General features: G+C 49.8%; 23 protein-coding genes. 21 read left to right on the top strand and 2 right to left on the bottom strand.

Translation table 11 applies throughout. The features are described 5' to 3' along the window. Positions 1–56: 56 nt before the first annotated feature. Positions 57–248, bottom strand: a complete 192-nt coding sequence (locus tag QZ375_RS05790) for a hypothetical protein (RefSeq protein ID WP_295216619.1) — start codon at positions 246–248, stop codon at positions 57–59. A gap of 154 nt (positions 249–402) precedes the next feature. Between QZ375_RS05790 and QZ375_RS05795 the strand changes: the two genes are divergently transcribed. The 18 genes from QZ375_RS05795 (at position 403) to QZ375_RS05880 (ending at position 15,803) form a co-directional block, all read left to right on the top strand. After that, the gene (locus QZ375_RS05795; protein ID WP_295216623.1) at positions 403–552 is read left to right on the top strand and encodes a hypothetical protein; all 150 of its coding nucleotides are present in this window, start codon (positions 403–405) and stop codon (positions 550–552) included. Positions 553–807: 255 nt separating this feature from the next. Beyond that, positions 808–2,022 (top strand): 6-phosphofructokinase, encoded by a 1,215-nt coding sequence (locus QZ375_RS05800; RefSeq protein ID WP_295216626.1) that lies wholly within the window; start codon positions 808–810, stop codon positions 2,020–2,022. 247 nt (positions 2,023–2,269) lie between these two features. Beyond that, entirely contained in the window at positions 2,270–3,499 is a 1,230-nt protein-coding gene (locus QZ375_RS05805; RefSeq protein ID WP_295216629.1) for an argininosuccinate synthase, read from the top strand. A 401-nt stretch (positions 3,500–3,900) separates the two neighbouring features. Further along, entirely contained in the window at positions 3,901–4,242 is a 342-nt protein-coding gene (locus QZ375_RS05810) for a hypothetical protein (protein ID WP_295216632.1), read from the top strand. A 96-nt stretch (positions 4,243–4,338) separates the two neighbouring features. Next, positions 4,339–5,715 (top strand): argininosuccinate lyase, encoded by a 1,377-nt coding sequence (argH, locus tag QZ375_RS05815; protein ID WP_295216635.1) that lies wholly within the window; start codon positions 4,339–4,341, stop codon positions 5,713–5,715. Between the two features lies 1 nt (position 5,716). Beyond that, a complete protein-coding gene (locus QZ375_RS05820; RefSeq protein WP_295216638.1) occupies positions 5,717–5,899 on the top strand; it encodes a hypothetical protein in 183 nt (60 codons plus the stop codon). 25 nt (positions 5,900–5,924) lie between these two features. Then, positions 5,925–6,710: a hypothetical protein gene (locus tag QZ375_RS05825; protein WP_295216640.1), complete on the top strand. Its 786-nt coding sequence runs from the start codon at positions 5,925–5,927 to the stop codon at positions 6,708–6,710. Positions 6,711–6,715: 5 nt separating this feature from the next. Further along, entirely contained in the window at positions 6,716–7,663 is a 948-nt protein-coding gene (argC, locus tag QZ375_RS05830) for an N-acetyl-gamma-glutamyl-phosphate reductase (RefSeq protein ID WP_295216643.1), read from the top strand. Between the two features lie 155 nt (positions 7,664–7,818). Beyond that, positions 7,819–8,487 (top strand): hypothetical protein, encoded by a 669-nt coding sequence (locus tag QZ375_RS05835; protein ID WP_295216646.1) that lies wholly within the window; start codon positions 7,819–7,821, stop codon positions 8,485–8,487. Between the two features lie 22 nt (positions 8,488–8,509). Then, positions 8,510–9,793 (top strand): bifunctional glutamate N-acetyltransferase/amino-acid acetyltransferase ArgJ, encoded by a 1,284-nt coding sequence (argJ, locus tag QZ375_RS05840; RefSeq protein WP_295216649.1) that lies wholly within the window; start codon positions 8,510–8,512, stop codon positions 9,791–9,793. 15 nt (positions 9,794–9,808) lie between these two features. Continuing rightward, positions 9,809–10,675 carry an acetylglutamate kinase gene (gene argB, locus QZ375_RS05845; protein ID WP_295216652.1) on the top strand — a complete coding sequence of 289 codons (867 nt, stop codon included), beginning with the start codon at positions 9,809–9,811 and terminating at the stop codon, positions 10,673–10,675. 335 nt (positions 10,676–11,010) lie between these two features. Beyond that, the gene (locus QZ375_RS05850) at positions 11,011–11,376 is read left to right on the top strand and encodes a cupin domain-containing protein (protein ID WP_295216656.1); all 366 of its coding nucleotides are present in this window, start codon (positions 11,011–11,013) and stop codon (positions 11,374–11,376) included. Between the two features lie 61 nt (positions 11,377–11,437). Then, positions 11,438–11,662: a hypothetical protein gene (locus QZ375_RS05855; RefSeq protein WP_295216659.1), complete on the top strand. Its 225-nt coding sequence runs from the start codon at positions 11,438–11,440 to the stop codon at positions 11,660–11,662. Positions 11,663–11,682: 20 nt separating this feature from the next. Further along, positions 11,683–12,891, top strand: coding sequence for an aspartate aminotransferase family protein (locus tag QZ375_RS05860; protein ID WP_295216662.1), 1,209 nt, complete (start codon positions 11,683–11,685; stop codon positions 12,889–12,891). A gap of 12 nt (positions 12,892–12,903) precedes the next feature. Continuing rightward, entirely contained in the window at positions 12,904–13,698 is a 795-nt protein-coding gene (locus QZ375_RS05865) for an FYDLN acid domain-containing protein (RefSeq protein ID WP_295216668.1), read from the top strand. Continuing rightward, complete coding sequence (locus tag QZ375_RS05870; protein WP_295216671.1) at positions 13,695–14,192, top strand: hypothetical protein; 498 nt, start codon at positions 13,695–13,697, stop codon at positions 14,190–14,192. Before QZ375_RS05865 ends, QZ375_RS05870 begins: the two co-directional genes overlap by 4 nt. A gap of 23 nt (positions 14,193–14,215) precedes the next feature. Next, complete coding sequence (gene argF / locus QZ375_RS05875; RefSeq protein WP_295216673.1) at positions 14,216–15,121, top strand: ornithine carbamoyltransferase; 906 nt, start codon at positions 14,216–14,218, stop codon at positions 15,119–15,121. A gap of 454 nt (positions 15,122–15,575) precedes the next feature. Further along, entirely contained in the window at positions 15,576–15,803 is a 228-nt protein-coding gene (locus tag QZ375_RS05880; protein ID WP_295216675.1) for a hypothetical protein, read from the top strand. A 61-nt stretch (positions 15,804–15,864) separates the two neighbouring features. On the opposite strand, the gene QZ375_RS05885 is transcribed toward QZ375_RS05880, so the two are convergent. Beyond that, a complete protein-coding gene (locus QZ375_RS05885) occupies positions 15,865–16,143 on the bottom strand; it encodes a helix-turn-helix transcriptional regulator (protein ID WP_295216678.1) in 279 nt (92 codons plus the stop codon). A 138-nt stretch (positions 16,144–16,281) separates the two neighbouring features. On the opposite strand from QZ375_RS05885, the gene QZ375_RS05890 reads away from it, so the two are divergent. From QZ375_RS05890 to QZ375_RS05900, 3 genes are all read left to right on the top strand, one after another. Continuing rightward, positions 16,282–16,437 (top strand): hypothetical protein, encoded by a 156-nt coding sequence (locus QZ375_RS05890; protein ID WP_295216681.1) that lies wholly within the window; start codon positions 16,282–16,284, stop codon positions 16,435–16,437. 26 nt (positions 16,438–16,463) lie between these two features. Continuing rightward, positions 16,464–16,691 carry a hypothetical protein gene (locus QZ375_RS05895; RefSeq protein ID WP_295216684.1) on the top strand — a complete coding sequence of 76 codons (228 nt, stop codon included), beginning with the start codon at positions 16,464–16,466 and terminating at the stop codon, positions 16,689–16,691. Positions 16,692–16,780: 89 nt separating this feature from the next. Further along, on the top strand, positions 16,781–17,095 hold the full coding sequence (locus QZ375_RS05900) for a hypothetical protein (protein WP_295216687.1): 315 nt from the start codon (positions 16,781–16,783) through the stop codon (positions 17,093–17,095). Positions 17,096–17,115: the final 20 nt, after the last annotated feature.

Consider the following 17,115-nt stretch of genomic DNA (forward strand, 5'->3'; position numbering starts at 1 on the left):
ACGGGAATTTGCGGGCGAACGCAGTTCGCCCCTACATTTTCACGGCAAGAAAAACATTATTCCAAAGACAGATCTTCTTCAGTCAGCATGATTTCGCCGTTTTCTGCTTCGTAACGATATATTTCTTTTTTAATGAGTGTTTCAACCATGTTTGTCATGGAACGATTCTCAATTTCTGCAATTTTCTTGATTTTCGCATGATCTTCCGGCTTTAACCGAAGTGTAAACTGCGTTCTTATGGTTGCCATAATGCACACCCCTTCATGTTGATAACCTTATGATATCACATCAACCTGAAATTATATACCACCTTTTATACACCTATTAGATTTATTATTGATACCACATTGATATCATGATATAATACATATTATAAAATTTATCTGAAATCGGAGTGATATCATGTTAACACCACAAGAAGCAATTCAGCAGGTCGCCCGGAAAAACGGCGTTACACCGGAAGAGGTGCGCCGAGAGATCGAACTGGCGCTGTCCGAGGGAATGCGCAGCCTTGACCCCAGAGTCCAGGCATTCCGACGGTGGAAGAGGTAGTGCAATTTTTGGCGGAATCTGCGACATAAAAAATCTTTTCGGTAAAATATTGACTTTCCCCCTGGAATTCGATACAATAGTAAAGGCAATACTACACAAAGCCGTCAGGCGTTCTTTTTGTAGTGCTGCCTAAAGTAGATGTGATCATATTCCGCCAGGCGGAAAAGAGAATCGTGCAGGGCAGAAAAGCTGCACCTGCTGCGGTTTGTGATGTCCGATCGGTGCGAATGTGTCGAAAACAAAGGAGAATGTTGTATGAATATTGCTGTTGCCCAGTCCGGCGGTCCTACGTGTGCTATCAATGCGTCCTTGGTGGGTGTGTTCCGGGAATCCCTGAAAGAACCGACCATTGACGCCATTTTTGGCTCTGTCAACGGTGTAGAAGGCATCATCCGGGATCATCTCATTGACTTGAAAACAATGATCTGTTCCAATGATGATATGGAACTGCTGCGCCAGACGCCGTCCACAGTGCTCGGCTCTTGCCGGTACAAGCTCCCCGACTGGCACGAGGACGAAAGCGTCTACCAGCAGATCGTCAGCTGCCTGAAACGCCGTAAGATCGGGGCTTTTTTCTATATCGGCGGCAACGATTCCATGGATACTGTCCAGAAGCTTTCGGCATATTTTGAGGAGATCGGGCTGGATGTGAAAGTTATTGGCATCCCCAAAACCATTGATAATGACCTGTGCATTACTGACCATACCCCAGGCTTTGGCTCTGCGGCAAAATATGTCGCCACTACCATGCAGGAGATCATCCGGGATAGTTCTGTGTACAGCATTCCCTCTGTGACCATCGTGGAAGTCATGGGACGCCACGCCGGCTGGCTGACAGCTTCCAGCGCCGTGCTCCACGCTTTCGGCGAACCTGCACCCCATCTGGTCTATGTGCCGGAAGCCCATTTTTCCGCAGAACGGTTTCTCCAGGATGTGGAACAGGAAATGGCGAAGCACAAGGCAGTGATCGTGGCAGTTTCAGAGGGTGTTGAAGTTCCCGATGGTGTCCAGTCCGGCATGGTGGACAACTTCGGGCATAAATATCTTTCCGGTATTGGCAAGTATCTGGAACAGCTGGTACGGGAAAAAATCGGCTGCAAGGTGCGTTCCATTGAGCTGAATGTTATGCAGCGCTGTTCCTCCCACTTGTGTTCCAAAACAGATATTGACGAGGCGGAACAGATCGCCGCAGCCGGCGTGCAGTGCGCACTCCGGGGCGAGACCGGCAGGGTCATGGTATTCCGCCGGATTCATGATATGCCTTATACCGTGGTGACAGAGCCTGCGGATGCATCGCAGATCGCAAATCGGGAGAAATTCCTGCCCAGAGAGTTCCTGACGCCTGCTGGGAATAACATTAGCGATGCTGCCATGGCATATTTTTTGCCCCTGATCCAGGGCGAACTGAACCTGGTCATGCGCAGCGGCATTCCGGCGCATTTTACGATTAAAGAATCGGTTTTGAAATAAGGGCAGCACTGCACAAAGCGTGCCGCTGGCAGAGAACCGCATTTTTATGAATGATGCGTTGTGCAATATTCATTTCTATTGCATAATATGCGATAAATATGCAGAAAAGAAAAAAATTCCGTATAATTATGCAAAAATGCTTGACAATGCCGGAAAAAGGTGTATAATAAGAGTCAAGAGCATTTGCAGTGGGCGACACGCTGCTTGAAAATATGCACAATTTAACGCAAATGGAGGATATTACGTCATGGCAAAAAAAGATATTAAAAAGGTTGTTCTGGCATATTCCGGCGGTCTGGATACATCAATTATTATTCCGTGGCTGAAGGAAAACTACAACAACTGCGAGGTTATCGCAGTTTCTGCTGACGTGGGTCAGGGTACAGAGCTGGACGGTCTGGAAGAAAAGGCAATCAAGACCGGCGCATCCAAGCTCATTATTCTGGATCTGAAGAAGGTATTCGTAGAAGATTACATTTTCCCCACAGTACAGGCTGGTGCGGTTTACGAGAACCGTTATCTGCTGGGTACATCTTTTGCACGTCCGATCATCGGTAAGGAACTGGCAAGAATTGCTCTGGAAGAGGGCGCAGATGCCATCTGCCACGGCGCAACCGGTAAGGGCAATGACCAGGTTCGTTTTGAACTGGCAATCAAGGCATATGCACCGGATATGGCAATTATCGCACCGTGGAGAGAATGGGATATCAAGAGCCGTGACGAAGAGATCGACTACGCAGAAGCACACAACATTCCGCTGAAGATCAACCGTGAAACAAACTATTCTAAGGACAAGAACCTGTGGCATCTGTCTCATGAGGGTCTGGATCTGGAAGATCCGGCAAACGAGCCGCAGTATGAGAAGGAAGGCTTCCTGGAACTGGGCGTATCTCCGATTCAGGCACCGGACAAGCCGACCTATGTGACCATTCACTTTGAAAAGGGTATCCCGACTGCCATTGACGGCAAGGAAATGGGCGCTGTTGAGATCGTAGAGACACTGAACAAGCTGGGCGGCGAGAATGGTATTGGTCTGGCTGATCTGGTAGAGAATCGTCTGGTGGGCATGAAATCCAGAGGCGTTTATGAGACGCCGGGCGGCGCTATCCTGTACCATGCACACGATGTACTGGAGACCATTACACTGGACAAGGAGACCGCACGCACCAAGCAGTATCTGAGCATCAAGTTTGCAGATATCGTTTACAACGGTCAGTGGTATACACCGCTGCGTGAGGCACTGTCTGCATTTGTGACTGAGACACAGAAGACTGTGACTGGTGATGTAAAGCTGAAGCTGTACAAGGGCAATATCATCAATGCCGGCGTTACTTCTCCGTATACGCTGTATGATGAAGAGGTTGCTACTTTTGATGCAGAAGAGGTTTACAACCAGAAGGATGCAGAGGGCTTCATCAACCTGTTCGGCCTGCCGATCCACGTGAAGGCAAAGCTGGATCAGAAGCGCAGCAAGTAAGCGAAAAATAGAATACCGGTACCCTCCGGTAGGAAGAGGCGGCTGTTACCGGTCGCCTTTTTTTATTCTCAGAGGATAATCCCTGAATAGAGAAAGAATGTTTCTCACCCATTTTCAAAAAGGTTGCATGGCAATGAAGCTTTTTGATCCAGCAATTTCTCGAAAATGCTGGCGAGGTTCAGGGCGAGAAGCCCTGGTCGCCGCCCGCAGGCGGCGAAACACTCCGGCGCATCCTTTTGCGCCACGGAGAAAAGGGGTGAGAAAAGCGGCAGCTTTTCGAGGGGAAAGCGAACAAGACCGCTTTCCCCTGTGAAACCGTACAGGTAAAGCGAAATTTTGCAAACGTCCCGGTGGGACGTTTGCAGCGAAATACCGCACCGGCTAACATGGAATAACACAGCATGGAGTCCTGGTATTCTGAATTTTACTTTGCAAAAGCGGTTCGGCGAAATGCGCTCGTTTTACTCGCTGTTCGCCTGGGTTTGCGCAAAGCCGGTTTTGACTTTTTCTGTACCCTTTTCCGTGTGATTCTGGGTATGTCTTGGAAAAATGACTTTCCTCTATTTGCTGCGGCTTTGCGCTTTGCTGTTCTGGATTTTACTGGAGTGAAACCGTACGCTGCGAGACGTTGTCTCGCGCTCTACTTCCTTTTTTCTTTACTAAAAAGAAAAAAGGAAGCGAAAAAAGAAAAGAAAGCTCGCTTCGCTCGATGGCGTATCAGTAAACGAGAATCCGGCATATAGGCGGTTTGCTCGCCGTTGCTAAAAAGAAAAAAGGAAACGAAAAAAGAAAAGAAAGCTCGCTTCGCTCGAAGAGGGCTTGTGAAAGGATATTATATTATGGCACTTTGGGCAGGAAGATTTTCCAAAGAAATTGACGCTGGCGTGAATGCGTTCAACTCCTCTATCGCATTCGATGCCCGTATGTACCGCCACGACATCCAGGGCAGCATTGCCCACGCAACGATGCTGGGTGACTGCGGTATTATCACAAAAGAGGACAGCGCAGCCATTATTGCTGGTCTGAAAGGCATTCTCGCCGACCTGGACAGCGGCGCACTGGAATTCGACCCTAACGCAGAGGATATCCACATGTTCGTGGAAGCCGAACTGACCAAACGCTGCGGCGATGTGGGAAAGCGCCTTCATACCTCTCGCTCTAGAAATGACCAGGTGGCTTTGGATCTGCGCCTATATCTCCGGGATGAGATCGCCGAGATCCGCAGCCTGGTACAGAAACTCTCCACCACGCTGGTCACTATGGCGCAGCAGCATACCGAAACCGTTCTGCCGGGGTATACCCATTTGCAGCGTGCCCAGCCCGTTACCTTTGCCCATCATTTGTTGGCATATGTGCAGATGTTTCTCCGTGACCTGGGCAGACTGGACGATACCGCAAAGCGTATGAACGAATGCCCTTTGGGCAGCGGCGCACTGGCTGGTACGACTTATCATATTGACCGGGAACAGACCGCATCCCTCTTGGGCTTCGATGCACCTATGGCAAATAGTCTGGACGGCGTTTCCGACCGGGATTATTGCATTGAACTGGCAGATGTACTGTCCATAATCATGATGCACATGTCCCGTTTTTCCGAGGAAATAATTTTGTGGTGCTCCTGGGAATTCAAGTTCATTGAGCTGGACGATGCCTTTGCCACAGGTTCGTCTATTATGCCCCAGAAGAAAAACCCGGATATCACGGAGCTGATTCGCGGCAAGACTGCACGTGTCTATGGCGATCTGCAAACCCTGCTGACCATGATGAAGGGTCTGCCTCTGGCGTATAACAAGGACATGCAGGAGGATAAGGAAGCCATTTTCGACGCAGTGGATAACGTAAAGCTGTGCCTGGAGACCTTTATTCCTATGCTGGAAACCATGCGTGTCAATAAGGAAAATATGCGTGCCGCTGCGGCAAAGGGCTTCATCAATGCCACAGACTGCGCAGACTATCTGGTAAAGAAAGGAATGCCGTTCCGGGATGCCTATAAGATCTCCGGCACTCTGGTGGCGCAGTGTATTGCAGGGGGACTGACCCTGGAAACACTGCCTTTGGAAGAATACCAGAAAATGACACCGCTGTTTACGGAGGATGTCTACGAAGCCCTTAGTCTGGAGACCTGCGTCAAGGGCAGAGTATCCCAGGGCGGTCCGTCTCCGGCAGCTGTAGCAGAACAGCTGAAGCTGGTAAAGTCCAAGCTGGGTATGGCATAAGATGAAAAAGCGGCAGATCAAATTTATTGTGGCATTGTGTGTCATTGCGGTGATGCTGTGGATTGTTGGCGAAATCGTGCTGGGATTGGTGCTGGATCTGGGAATGACAGTTTCCCGGATCTGGGCGATCGCTGTTATCGTGCTGACCTGCGCATTCAGCCTGTGGAAATGCCCCAGAGAATAGGGCTATGTGAGAAAGGATAAAGAGAATGAGAAAGACAGCGTTTTTGATGGCGATTATGATGGGGCTGTGCTTGCTTCCTGCCTGTGGTGGAGAAACAGAAACAGCATCCAGCTCAGCCACGGAGACGACCGTTGTTACGGAAACAGGGACTGACAGCAACGGAGCAGAGGCAGCTGTAAAAGCAACTACCAAGGCTGCTGCAAAGGTTTCGCCGAAAGGTGGGAATGCAGGCGTTTCAATTCCGGCAGTTTCGGTGGAACTGCCGGATCCGGAGATTACCGCAGTTTCCTTGACTTACAGTGCCGAGGAGCCTCTTGTGCTGGATCTGGAGGACAAAAGAGGCCCTTTTGCCGCTCATGTGGAATCGTCCGGCTATGTGCAGAAAGACCTGATCCGTATCTATACCGAGAATGAAGCGTTGGTGGAAGTCAGCGATATTACAGTGAAGTCCGGCGGTCTGGTGAATTTTTATCTGACAGGAAAGAGTGCTGGAGAGAGCAGCCTCTATATTGCCACCGCAGACGGCAAGCTGGTTTCTGATCCGGTGGAACTGAAGGTGCGTACCTCGGAGGAAAAGGAGAAGGCAGAACGGCCGATCTATTATACGGGGGTAGGTGAGTACTGGCATTTCTCAGAGGATTGCGCCAGAGAGGACTATCCGGGTGTCACATATGACTGGCAGGGCAATCAGCATGAGGTAGATCGTTCGACAATTCATGTGATAAAGACGTCACAGGGCATGGTAATTGGGGATAAGAAACCCTGCCCGAAATGTGCAGCTGAGGAATCTTCTCAGCAGGATGGAGAATGAGGATAATGGCTACAAAAATATTTATTGACGGACAGGCAGGCACAACGGGCCTGCGGATTCACGAACGGCTGGAAAACCGTTCCGATCTGGAATTGATCACTCTGACCGAGGAAACCCGGAAGGATGCGGAGGCACGCCGGGAGGCGATCCGGGAGAGTGACATCACCTTCCTGTGCCTGCCGGATGCAGCGGCGAGAGAAGCTGTCGCATTGGCAGGGGATGCAGATGTGCGTATTATCGACGCATCCACAGCCCATCGCACCAATCCGGATTGGGCGTATGGCTTTCCGGAACTGTCTCCGGCGCATCGGGAGAAGATCCGTACTTCCAAGCGGGTGGCTGTGCCGGGCTGCTATGCCAGCGGTTTTGCATCTTTGGTGTATCCTATGGTGCAGAGCGGTTTGCTGCCGAAGGATTATCCGGTGCAGTGTTTCGCTATGTCAGGCTATAGCGGCGGCGGCAAGAAAATGATCGCTGAGATTGAGTCCCCTGACCGTGCACCGGAGCTGTTCAGCCCCCGGTTTTACGGTCTGGCAAATAATCACAAGCATCTGCCGGAAATGCAGATCATTTCTGGACTGGAGAGAAAACCCATGTTCACACCCATTGTGGACGATTATTATAATGGCATGCTGGTCTGTGTGCCGGTGCAGGCTGCCATTGCAGGACATGCGCTTCCGCCGGAACAGGTGCAGGAGATGTTGGAACAGCACTATGCTGGGTCGAATTTCGTCCATGTGAAGCCGCTGGGCACACCGGAGGAAATGACTGCCACAAAGCTGAGCTGTAACGATCTGCGGGATACCAATCAGATGGAAATTTTCGTATTCGGCGATGCAGAGCAGATTCTGCTGTGTTCCCGTCTGGATAATCTGGGCAAGGGCGCATCCGGCGCAGCAGTGCAGTGCATGAATATCATGCTGGAACTGGATGAGACAACGGGACTGGTTTGAGAAAAAGGTTGCTCATCAAGCTGGTCCAGCTGAGCACAGCTGGCGTAGGTCCAGGGCTGCGGAAGCCCTGGCAGAGACCAGGGACAGCGTCCCTGGTCGTCGTCCGCAGACGGCGAAATATCCCTACGCCATACTTTTGGTGCGCGGAGAAAAGGGTGAGAAAAGCGACAGCTTTTCGAGGGGAAGCGGACAAGACCGCTTCCCCTGGTGAAACCATACAAGCAAAGAAAAAACCTGTAAACGTCCCGGTGGGACGTTTACAGCGAAAACAACAAAAGCGAATTATTATGAAAACAGCAAGAAAAAAGAAAACCATTATCTGGATCATCCTGTTTTCCGCACTGCTGCTGATTTTGGCAGAGCGCAGCTGGCATATGTACCGAAAATATGCCATAGGCTCTGTGGGGAAGAACATTATGCGTGAGATCGACAGCCATGCCGATGCAAATGGAGATTGTACCCTTGATCTGAAAGAAATAACGGATTTTGAATGGGATACGCTGGTGGTTTTTGATGCGGATTTTGCGGTGTATCATGGCGATTATAAGAGTAATCACGATGTTGCCGGTGAGAAAATGAGCCAGATTCTGGGGACAGCATATAAACGTCCCTCAGGTTATCGTTCACTGCTGATTTTCATGAAAAACGGTGAGATCGTCCACGAAGAATCCTATCTGGCGGACATTGAAGCACCGTCAAAAATGAATATTTCCATTCCGCCAGAGTATTCCTATCAGGGTTTCGATGCCTGTTGTATGTTCAGTGCGGATGAAGCAAGTATTGCTGCATCATGTGATGGAGCGCATTATTACTTATATTTTTGAGAAAAATGAGAGGAGAGAGATCATGGAAAAAATTGCACTGGAAGGCTATACTTTCATTGACGGCGGCATCTGTGCCGCAAAGGGTTTCCGTGCTGGAGGCGTGTATTGCGGCATTAAAAAGACTATGACACCGGACGGAAATGAAAGTCCGCTGGACAACCAGAAAAATGACCTGACCGTCGTTGCAGCAGATACCCTGTGCAATGCAGCGGCAGTGTATACCCAAAATAAGGTAAAAGGTGCGCCGGTTCTGGTCATGCAGAAGCATCTGAAAGCCACATGCGGCAAGGCAATGGCTCTTGTGGCAAACTCTAAAAATGCCAATACCTGTAACGCTGACGGTGAGGAAAAGGCTGAAACCATGTGCGCACTCACCGCAAAGGAACTGGGGGTCAAGCCGGAAGAGGTGCTGGTCATGTCCACCGGCGTCATCGGTCAGATTCTGCCCATGGAACCCATTGCAGCAGCCCTGCCAGATCTGTGCAAAAGCCTGACCGCAGATGCGGCCGGTGCCCATGAAGCAGCTGTTGCCATTATGACAACGGATACTTTCGCAAAGGAAGTTGCTGTGGAATTTGAGTTAGGCGGCAAGACCTGCCATCTGGGCGGCATGGCAAAGGGTAGCGGTATGATTCACCCGAACATGGCGACAACCCTGAATTGTATCACCACCGATGCGGTAATTTCCCCGGAAATGCTGCAAGAGATATTATCAGAGGTGGTAAAGGTGACGTATAATTGTCTGTCTGTAGACGGCGATCAGTCCACTAATGATACTTGCTTGGTGATGGCATCCGGACTTGCCGGAAATGCGGAAATTAAGGCGGATTCTGAGGACTATTGGACATTCCGCCGGGCGCTGTACTGCGTCATGATGAATCTGACGAGAATGCTAGCCTATGACGGCGAAGGTGCCACAAAGCTGCTGGAATGCACTGTCTCCGGGGCAAAGGATGTCGACACGGCAATTATCGTGGCAAAGAGTGTCATCTGTTCGCCGCTGTTTAAGTGTGCCATGTTCGGTGCAGATGCCAATTGGGGACGGGTGCTGTGTGCAGTAGGCTACGCACCGGCGGAATTTGACATCAAGCAGGTGGCAGTGACACTGGCATCCCGTGCCGGTTCTGTGGACGTATGCAAAAATGGCGCCGGGGTGGAATACTCCGAGGAAGAAGCCAAAAAGGTACTGCTGGAGGATGAAATTCAGATCCTGGTGTCCATCGGTGACGGCGCAGCATCGGCAACGGCATGGGGCTGTGACCTGACCTATGACTATGTCAAGATCAACGGCGACTATCGTTCGTAAGAGAGGACTTCGAAAATGGGAGAAATCAACAATAATGTACGGGCGCAGGTGCTGGTAGATGCCCTGCCGTACATTCAGAAATACAACAACAAAATTGTCGTGGTGAAATACGGCGGCAATGCCATGACCAACAAGGAACTGAAACAGGCGGTTATGGATGATATCGTGCTGCTGTCCCTGGTGGGCGTCAAGGTAGTGCTGGTGCACGGCGGCGGCCCTGAGATCAGTGATATGCTGAAGCGGCTGAACATCGTGTCGAAATTCATCGGCGGTCTGCGGTATACGGACGAAGCCGCTGTGGACGTGGTGAAGATGGTACTGTCCGGCAAGGTCAACAAGGAACTGGTAAGCCTGCTGACCCGGACAAAGGGCAAGGCACTGGGACTGTGCGGTATTGACGGACAGATGCTGACGGCGGAGCGCAAGCTGGGGCCGAATGGTGAAGATCTGGGCTTTGTGGGCGATATTGTGAAAGTCAACGAAAGCCCCATTCTGGATGCCCTGGACAATGGGTATATTCCGGTCATTGCCACAGTGGCAACGGATGAATTCGGGCAGGCTTACAATGTCAATGCGGACACGGCAGCGGCGAGAATTGCGGCGCAGCTGAGGGCAGAAAATCTGATTCTCATGACGGATATTGCAGGACTGCTGCGGAATAAGGACGACCCGTCTACGCTGATTCCCTTTGTGAATGTCAGCGAAGTGCCGTTCCTGAAGCGGAAGGGAATCATTTCCGGCGGCATGATCCCGAAGATCGACTGCTGCGTAGAGGCAGTAAGACGTGGGGTAAAGAAAACGGCGATCATTGATGGCAGAGTGCCCCACTCGATTCTGATTGAAACCCTGTCCAATGAGGGCATCGGCACACAATTCCGGTAAAAAGTAAAATCCGCATATCGCCGCAGGCGGCAATGAAGCTTTTTGATCCAGCAATTTCTCGAAAATGCTGGCAGAGTCCAGGGACAGCGTCCCTGGTCGCCGCCCGCAGGCGGCGAAACACCCCGGCGCATTTTTTTGCGCCACGGAGAAAAAGGGTGAGAAAAGCGGCAGCTTTTCGAGGGGAAAGCGAACAAGACCGCTTTCCCCTGTGAAACCGTACAGGCAAAGCGAAATTTTGCAAACGTCCCGGTGGGACGTTTGCAATGAAATCAAGTTTTAATCGTTACTAGATACTAGGTTTTTAGCGTGTTTAGATAATTTAGGGAGGTTTTTAAATGGAATTGATCAAAGCAAATGCAATGAAGGCGCTGTCCAATCCTGGTGTGGTATCCCGACAGATTCTGAACCCGGATAATTCCACCAGCAAGCGTGTTACCATTACAGAAGTACATCTTGAAATTGGCGCAAGCCAGCCGAGACATATTCATGAATCTTCTGAACAAATTTGGTATGCGGTGCAGGGAACAGGAAAGCTGCTGCTTTCAGAGAATCAGGAGCAGGAGTTTGCAGCCGGTGATGTGGTGCGGTTTGCAGACGGTGATGTGCATGGCTTGCATAACGATGGCAACACAGAGTTTGTGTATATTTCTGTGACTGCGCCGCCAATTCATTTTGGTTATGCATATCAGGAAGAAAACTAAATTGTCAATGAGTTGGTAGATTTGAATTTCACTTTGCAAAAGCAATTAAGACACTTGGTGCATGGAGCAAGCATACAGTTTTCTCTGTGATTTTGGGTATGTCTTGTGGGAAACGTTTTCCTTTGCTTTTTGCGGCTTTGCGCTTTGCTTCTCTGAATTTTACTGGACTGCAATCCTACGCTGCGAGACGTTGTCTCGCGCTCTACTTCCTTTTTTCTTTGCTGAAAAGAAAAAAGGAAGCGAAAAAAGAAAAGATGGCTCGCTTCGCTCGAAAAGCCTCCCCTGAAAGGGGAGGGGAACCATTGCATGGCAATGGTGGAGGGGTCGGGCTTTAAGGAGGTCTTTACTTTGACAACACAAGAACAACTGAACGCATCCGTCATGCCGACCTACGGACGGTTTCCCGTGGTCATCGACCACGGCACAGGAGAGTCCTGCACCGATGAGACCGGAAAAACCTACATCGACTTCGGCAGCGGTATCGGCACTACCTCGCTGGGCTACTGCAACGAGGCCTGGACAGAAGCAGTTTGCCGTCAGGTGAAAACCATGCAGCATACATCTAATCTATATTATACCAAAGTGCAGGCGGACTTCGCCCAGCAGCTCTGCGAAACTACAGGCTACAGCAAGGTGTTTTTCTGCAACAGCGGCGCAGAAGCCAACGAATGTGCCATCAAGCTGGCGAGAAAGTACAGCTTCGACAAATACGGCAAGGGTCGCCATAAGATCCTGACCCTGGTCAATTCCTTCCACGGCAGAACGCTCTGCACCTTGTCCGCAACTGGACAGGACGTGTTCCACAACTACTTTTTCCCCTTTGTGGAGGGCTTCGACTATGTGACCGCCAACGACATTGCCGACCTGAAAGCCAAGATGGATGATACTGTCTGCGCTGTTATGCTGGAATATGTTCAGGGCGAGGGCGGCGTCAATGCTCTGAAGCAGGAATTTGTGGACGCTGTCTTTGCGCTGTGTGCCGAAAAGGATGCCCTTGTTATTGCAGATGAGGTGCAGACCGGCGTGGGCAGAACGGGTACATTTCTTGCCGGGGAGCAGTTCGGGCATAAGGCTGACGTGACTACCCTCGCAAAGGGTATTGCCGGCGGTTTGCCTATGGGCGCTTGCCTTGCCAGTGAAAAGTGTGCCGATGTGCTGAATAAGGGTGCACATGGTTCTACCTTCGGCGGCAATCCTGTTTGCTGTGCCGGCGGTCTCGCTGTACTGCAAACGGTTACTGCACCAGGCTTTCTGGAGGATGTTCAGCGTAAGGCGGCGCTGTTCCGGGAAAAGCTGGCGGCACTGCCGGGCGTGGCATCTGTCAGCGGTCTGGGACTGATGATCGGTATTCAGCTGACGGATAAAAAGGCGATTGACGTGGCAAATGCAGCTCTGGAGGAGGGACTGCTGGTGCTGACCGCTAAGGATAAGGTACGTCTCTTGCCGCCGCTGACCATGACAGACGAGGAAATCGAAGCCGGCGTGGCGATCCTGGCACACGTTCTGGGAAAATAAGTAGGAGGATCCATGGCAAAACATGCTTGTCCGTCCTGCGGAAAGCGCTTTGACTTCGAGAAAAACGGCTGGATCTGTCCCTATTGCGGCAGCGTTGTCCTGCATAGTGCCGAACAGACAGTCTATGCCCGGGAACAGCAGACCCAGAGACAAAAACAGCAAAAACAAAAACGGCAGGCAGAAACCCTGAAGGAGACCTTGCGGCAGCGTATGGTATTGGCAGCACAGGTGATTCTTGTGTTAGGCGTGATCCTGTTCGGCGGTGCCTTGTTCCAGCGGTGGAACACCCTGCAACAGCTGGAGCAGTCTGACACTCCGTCCCTGGCGGAGCAGACCATATCCTGCGGCGAGACCATTTCCATTTCGCCCTATACGGTACAGATCATAGATGCCCAATGGGCGGATCAGCTGCCGGGCTTTCCGGCGGAAGTGCAAGCGCCGTCCGGGGGACGCTATCTGACAGTATCCTTTACATGCAGCTTTTCCGCAGACAGCACAGAGAAGCAGGCGGACGTGCTGCCGGATGATGTCATGTGGACTTGTCTGGATGCAGGGAACGGCTATTTGCTGCCCCAGTATCCTTCCAACCTCACAGGAAGCGATGCCATAGAAAGGAAACTGCACGATCTGGGCGTAGGCTATCAGCTGGATACGCACAGCAATATGCTGGTATTTCTGGTAGATGAGGAAGTACAACCCGATCAGCTGGCACTGCATATCTACACCGGCGTACAAGTAGAATCGGTGGACATGAAACAGAACGACGCCGACACCTGTTATGTGATCCCTCTGGAGGTGATATCATGAGTACACGAAAGCGTACTTCCAAAAGGATACTTTTATGGCTTGTGCTGGCGGTACTCATAGGCGTGGAGTTTTTCGTCTATACCATGCTGGACAATGCCGTGGATAACCGCCGCTATGGAAAGCCCTTGCTGACAGTGACGGATTTCTCTCTGGATGGAGCGCAGGTAACCGTTACCGTAGAAAATCCTACAGGCAGACAATACCGTGGCACGCCTAATATTTACCTGACAGATACGCCGGATATCCAAGAGGGATTCCAGATGTATCTGAAACCGGAGGGTTACTACAGCCGCATCAATCGCAGCGGCTCTGAAAATTACGAGAACAGCACAGTCATACCGCCTCAGACGTCGGTAACGTTGACCTGTGCATTAACCGAGGAAGAACAGCGGCGTCTGGAAATGCTGTACGATTCTGCCGAGACACTGTACGCCTGCGTGCCGCCGTCCTATGCTCGGAGCGATCCCGATATGCAATTTTACCAAATCACATAAACAAAATGAACGGAGGAAAAACCATGAAGCATTTATTGAAGATGCTCGACCTGAGCACCGAAGAGATCATTGAGATTCTCGACCTTGCCGACCAGCTGAAATATGAGCTGAAGCACGGCATTCCCCATCCGCACCTGAAGGGAAAGTCTTTGGGTATGATTTTCCAGAAGGCGTCCACCCGGACACGTGTTTCCTTTGAGACAGGTATGTATCAGTTGGGCGGACATCCGCTGTTCCTGTCTGCAGATGACCTGCAAATTGGTCGTGGTGAGCCGGTGCAGGATACTGCACGGGTACTATCCCGGTATCTGGACGGCATTATGATTCGTACATTTGAGCAGAAAGAGGTAGAAGATCTGGCGGAATACGGCTCTATCCCGATCATCAACGGTCTGACGGACTTCTGCCATCCGTGCCAGATCCTGGCGGATCTTATGACCATTCGGGAATTTAAAACGAATTTTGCCGGGCTGAAAATGTGTTTTATCGGTGACGGCAACAATATGGCAAATTCGCTGATCGTAGGCTGTCTCAAGGTCGGCATGGCAGTATCTATTGCCTGCCCGGATGACTACCAGCCGGATGCACAGGTGCTGGAATTCACAAAGGCATACGGCGACAAGTTCCAGATGACAAACGTGCCTTTGGAGGCAGCCAAGGATGCCGATGTGGTGATCACGGACGTATGGGCATCCATGGGTCAGGAAGGCGAAGCAGAGAAGCGGAAAAAGGCATTCCATGGCTACCAGATCAACGACGAGGTCATGGCAGCAGCCCATGAGGATGCCATGGTGCTCCACTGCCTGCCGGCACACCGGGAAGAAGAGATCACCGAAAAGGTATTCGAAGCCCATGCCAAGGAAATTTTTGAGGAAGCCGAGAACCGTCTCCACGCACAGAAGGCGGTTATGGTAAAGCTGATGGCGTAACAGAAATTTACGCCGGAATATGTAAGAGTCTGTTCAGTATCTGGGCGTGCGCAGATTGCGCAGTCAGATTTTTTGGGAGATGAAGTGAAAAACGGAGGAAATCCTTTGTGGATTTCCGAGTATTTTCGCAAAATCTCCCAGAAAAGATGCAAGCAAGATGCGTGCGAAAAGATGCTGAACAGGCTCTAAGGCAGGGATTTGCTCCTGCCGCTCTGATATCGGAAAAAGCGCCGGTCTGGATGGTTCAGACCGGCGCTTTTTGTGGAATTACTTGTTTTTCAGATCATTGACAACGTTCTGGATATGCAGGATCTGTTCGTTGGTCAGTCCTGTGACATCCCATTCTCCATGACACATGATGTAGAAAAAAGCAAAATAAAGTGGCAAAAAAGCAATATAAGTATTGACAAATTGTCAAAATTATGGTATTCTAAATCAGAGGGAGGTGAAAGGGATGGAGGATCGTGCTAATGTAGGACTCGTTATTGTATCGGTTCTGTTTCCAATCGTGGGTCTGATTCTATTCTTCGTAAAGAAGAAAGAAACACCAAAGGCTGCAAAGGCATACATCATTGCCGCAGCGATTTCTTTCGTCGTTTGCTTGCTCATTAACATCATTGTTATGGCAGTAGCTGGCAGTATGGTGGCAACTATGGTATCATATGGTGCATTGATGTGCTGATGTATGAATACGGCAAAAATTTGAAAACCGCATGCCTGTAAAGGCTGCGGTTTTTTTGTGCTTATTTTTGCTTTAGATCATTGACAACGTTCTGGATATGCAGGATCTGTTCATTGGTCAGCCCGGTTACATCCAGTGTGCGTTGATTCTCCAGCCCCAGCAGATAGTCGGAACTGACAGAAAAAGTCGTTGCAATGCGCATGAGCATGTCAATGGACGGCATGATATTGTCGTTTTCCCAGTTGCTGATACATTGCTTTGTGACGCAGAGCTTTCTGCCGAATTGAATTTGGTTCATCCCCAAAGATGTCCTGAGTTCTTTGATTCGTTCTGCAAACATAAAAACCACTCCTAAGTCAAAATTTACAATACTATTGTAAATTAATACTTGACAAATATAAAATACTATGGTATACTAATAATTGACCAATACAGTGCATATGTTCTTTTGTAAGCAAAAACAAGGGAGGAGGTTGAAATGAAAAGAGTAATGGCGATATTGTCTGCGTTTATACTGTTGGGAGGACTTGCTGTATTGTTTACAGGTTGTGACAGCGGAAGCGATGATCCACAGGTAAAGGCTTACGACGAATGGTATATCAGGACACATGACATTTTCGGAAATCCGAGATAATATGCTTCAAAAATGGGAGGAGTACGATGAAAAAAGGAATTATTGTTTGTTTGAGTGCTATTGTGTTGGTTGGATGTTTGACCGCTTGTGATGGGAGTAGTTCCGGATATGATACAAATGGAGGATATGACTATTACGATGATGCAGGAAATGGTTATAATGATGAGGATGTTGACTGGGATGCCGATGGTGGAGAAGCACATGGCTGGGATGAGGCGGTCAACGATTATAATCGGCAAAATTATGGTTGGTAAGAAACCATGTAGAAATTTTGCAGGGAGGAATCAATATGTGGGAATGTCCTAAATGTCATGCTATAAACGAGGAAACAGCAGGATATTGCATGAAATGCAAATCAGATACAAAATCGGGCACAAATCGTAACGCAGCAGTACAGAAAAAGAATGCAGAAGAAAAAAGCTGGAAGGGAACTGCAATTGGCATTTGTGTAATGCTTGCATTTTTTGCGTGGGTATGCGTACCGTCAGTAATTGCGGAGATAAATGGAAATCAAAAGTCAGAAAGTGTTTCCTATGAGACGAACTCAGTAGATGAAAGCTCTGCAAATCCTGCTGAAAATGAGGAATCTTCTGGGGAGGAATTATCTAAGGAAGAGAAGAACGATTCTAAGGACACGCTGAATAAAAGCGATAGTTGAAAAAAACCGCACCAATCATT

This window comes from Ruminococcus sp., assembly GCF_019417665.1.
GTDB lineage: Bacteria > Bacillota > Clostridia > Oscillospirales > Ruminococcaceae > Ruminococcus_C.

Coding starts and splice junctions, on each gene's coding strand:
- QZ375_RS05865 (WP_295216668.1), top strand. CDS start 12,904: ATGGCAAAACATGCTTGTCCGTCCTGCGGAAAGCGCTTTGACTTCGAG.
- QZ375_RS05895 (WP_295216684.1), top strand. CDS start 16,464: ATGAAAAAAGGAATTATTGTTTGTTTGAGTGCTATTGTGTTGGTTGGA.
- QZ375_RS05855 (WP_295216659.1), top strand. CDS start 11,438: ATGGAGCAAGCATACAGTTTTCTCTGTGATTTTGGGTATGTCTTGTGG.
- argH (WP_295216635.1), top strand. CDS start 4,339: ATGGCACTTTGGGCAGGAAGATTTTCCAAAGAAATTGACGCTGGCGTG.
- argC (WP_295216643.1), top strand. CDS start 6,716: ATGGCTACAAAAATATTTATTGACGGACAGGCAGGCACAACGGGCCTG.
- QZ375_RS05900 (WP_295216687.1), top strand. CDS start 16,781: ATGAAATGCAAATCAGATACAAAATCGGGCACAAATCGTAACGCAGCA.
- QZ375_RS05890 (WP_295216681.1), top strand. CDS start 16,282: ATGAAAAGAGTAATGGCGATATTGTCTGCGTTTATACTGTTGGGAGGA.
- QZ375_RS05790 (WP_295216619.1), bottom strand. CDS start 248: ATGGCAACCATAAGAACGCAGTTTACACTTCGGTTAAAGCCGGAAGAT.
- QZ375_RS05820 (WP_295216638.1), top strand. CDS start 5,717: ATGAAAAAGCGGCAGATCAAATTTATTGTGGCATTGTGTGTCATTGCG.
- QZ375_RS05870 (WP_295216671.1), top strand. CDS start 13,695: ATGAGTACACGAAAGCGTACTTCCAAAAGGATACTTTTATGGCTTGTG.
- argJ (WP_295216649.1), top strand. CDS start 8,510: ATGGAAAAAATTGCACTGGAAGGCTATACTTTCATTGACGGCGGCATC.
- QZ375_RS05810 (WP_295216632.1), top strand. CDS start 3,901: ATGGAGTCCTGGTATTCTGAATTTTACTTTGCAAAAGCGGTTCGGCGA.
- QZ375_RS05800 (WP_295216626.1), top strand. CDS start 808: ATGAATATTGCTGTTGCCCAGTCCGGCGGTCCTACGTGTGCTATCAAT.
- QZ375_RS05850 (WP_295216656.1), top strand. CDS start 11,011: ATGGAATTGATCAAAGCAAATGCAATGAAGGCGCTGTCCAATCCTGGT.
- QZ375_RS05880 (WP_295216675.1), top strand. CDS start 15,576: ATGGAGGATCGTGCTAATGTAGGACTCGTTATTGTATCGGTTCTGTTT.
- QZ375_RS05885 (WP_295216678.1), bottom strand. CDS start 16,143: ATGTTTGCAGAACGAATCAAAGAACTCAGGACATCTTTGGGGATGAAC.
- QZ375_RS05805 (WP_295216629.1), top strand. CDS start 2,270: ATGGCAAAAAAAGATATTAAAAAGGTTGTTCTGGCATATTCCGGCGGT.
- QZ375_RS05860 (WP_295216662.1), top strand. CDS start 11,683: ATGGCAATGGTGGAGGGGTCGGGCTTTAAGGAGGTCTTTACTTTGACA.
- argF (WP_295216673.1), top strand. CDS start 14,216: ATGAAGCATTTATTGAAGATGCTCGACCTGAGCACCGAAGAGATCATT.
- argB (WP_295216652.1), top strand. CDS start 9,809: ATGGGAGAAATCAACAATAATGTACGGGCGCAGGTGCTGGTAGATGCC.
- QZ375_RS05795 (WP_295216623.1), top strand. CDS start 403: ATGTTAACACCACAAGAAGCAATTCAGCAGGTCGCCCGGAAAAACGGC.
- QZ375_RS05825 (WP_295216640.1), top strand. CDS start 5,925: ATGAGAAAGACAGCGTTTTTGATGGCGATTATGATGGGGCTGTGCTTG.